The 1,778-nt window shown below is 74.2% G+C and carries 2 protein-coding genes; one reads left to right on the top strand and one right to left on the bottom strand.

The genetic code is table 11. The features are described from left to right. Positions 1-50: 50 nt before the first annotated feature. Complete coding sequence (locus EEJ42_RS31730) at positions 51-1,154, bottom strand: chitinase (RefSeq protein ID WP_246097525.1); 1,104 nt, start codon at positions 1,152-1,154, stop codon at positions 51-53. Between the two features lie 174 nt (positions 1,155-1,328). On the opposite strand from EEJ42_RS31730, the gene EEJ42_RS31725 reads away from it, so the two are divergent. Then, the coding region (locus EEJ42_RS31725; RefSeq protein ID WP_148082083.1) for a hypothetical protein at positions 1,329-1,778 on the top strand (450 nt) is incomplete at its 3' end.

Raw genomic sequence — 1,778 nt, 5'->3', positions numbered from 1 at the left:
GCCCCGTTCACCACGGGGGCGCGGCCGGGGCCGTCGGCTGTCGGGCGGGCTCAGCCGGACAGGGCCGCCTCGAAGGCGCCGGGGCGCTGGGGGACGCCGCTGCACGAGGTGCTGGGGGCGGTGGCGGGGCGCTCGGAGTCCACGGCGCCGGTGTCGCCGTCGGTGTTGCCGCCGGTGTCGCCGTCGCCCTCGGCGCCCGTGTCCTCGGGCGTGCACGGGCGGTCCCGTTCCGCGGACCACATCGACAGCCGCCCGATGCCCTTGGTGGCCGCGAAGCGGGCGAGTCCGGCCGCGTCCTCCAGCGTGAAGACCTCGCCGGTCACGTCGTTGACCCCGATCATCGGCGTGACGGCGATGGTCTTCCACGCGGCGGCGTCGGACAGCCCGAGCACCCGGCGGACCTTCTCGTGGGCCGCGGTGGCCGCCTGGATGGCGTAGCGGCCCATGTCGCCCGTGTGGTCGCCGCTGTAGTTCATGGCCATGACGTTGACCGACGAGATCGTGACGCCCTCCTGCCGGGCAGCGGTCAGCTGGGCGAGGGCGCCCGGGGTCAGCCCGTTCGGCATGGCGGGCAGGGTGAAGGAGACGTTCAGCCCCTCGTGGGTGCGCTGGACCAGGGCGATGGCCTGGGCCCGGCGGGCGGTGGCGGCGGCGTCGGCGAGGGCGTCGCCCTCGATGTCGAAGTCGGCCCGGATGATCCCGTAACGCTCGATCACCTCGGTGTACGCGGCGGCGAGTTGTGAGGCGTCGTCGCAGGCCGTGGCCAGCTCCGTGCCGTCGGCGCCGCCGAAGGAGATCCGTACGTCGCCGCCGGCCCGCCGGGTGGCCTCGATACGGGCCGTCAGCGCCGGGTCGTCGAACGGGATGCCGCTGTCCCACGCCGGGGCGCAGCCGTCACCCGATACGACGAAGCCCAGGGTGAATTCCTTGACGCCACGCGACGCCGCGGCGGCCATGTCGTATCGCGAGCCGGCCCAGGCGCTGACGTACGGCACGAAGTCGGCGGGGGGCGGTGCCGGGCGGGGGGCGGCGTGCGAGGCCGCGTGGTGTGACTCGGACGACTTCTCGCTGCCCGCCCAGACGGCGATGGTGGCGCAGAGCACGGCTCCGGCCATGGCGATGCCGCTCATGCGGGGGCTGGCCCTGAATCGCACGCGCGCTTCCTTCCGCTCCGGGGTGAGGGGGTGAGGCCGCCAAGGGGCCGGGGCTGGTCCCCGGCCCGGCCTCTCCGCCAACCTCGCACATCGGATCAAAAGTGACGAACTATGACACACCGCATGTTTGACACATAGGTTGTATGTCGTATTTTCTGGACTAGCCTCTGCCCCATGGATCCTCAGTCAGATGTGGCCGAGCGTGCGCCCTCGCGTCCCGTCCGCTCCGACGTGGCCAGGAAGGGGCCCGTGTTCGTGGACCTCTCCGGGCGCCGCGGCCGGCTGGTACGGCACGCGGGCGCGCTCGCGGGTGCCGTCTGCTTCGGCTATTCGGCGGTCCTCGGAATGGGTTTCGCGGGCGGTACGGCCATCGCTCCCGAGACGCTGATCCCGGGACGCCCCGTCACCACCGAGGCGCTCGGCCGCGAGCCCAGGAGCGCCCCGGAGGGACCTTCCGGCGGGCGTTCCGCGGCACATGAGCACCCGTCGGAAGACCGCTACGCCCCGTACGGCCACGACGGCCCGGACCGCCCCCGGCCGCACTCCCCCGCGGAGGCCCGCCCCGCGGCCGCCCGGAAGCCCACCGCGCTCGCCCGCCCCGCGCCGCCCCAGTCGCACCGCGGG

Source organism: Streptomyces botrytidirepellens (assembly GCF_003721215.1).
Classification (GTDB): Bacteria; Actinomycetota; Actinomycetes; order Streptomycetales; family Streptomycetaceae; genus Streptomyces; species Streptomyces himastatinicus.
The sequence above is the reverse complement of the archived record's forward strand: the minus strand, read 5'-3'. Positions and strand labels throughout refer to the sequence as shown.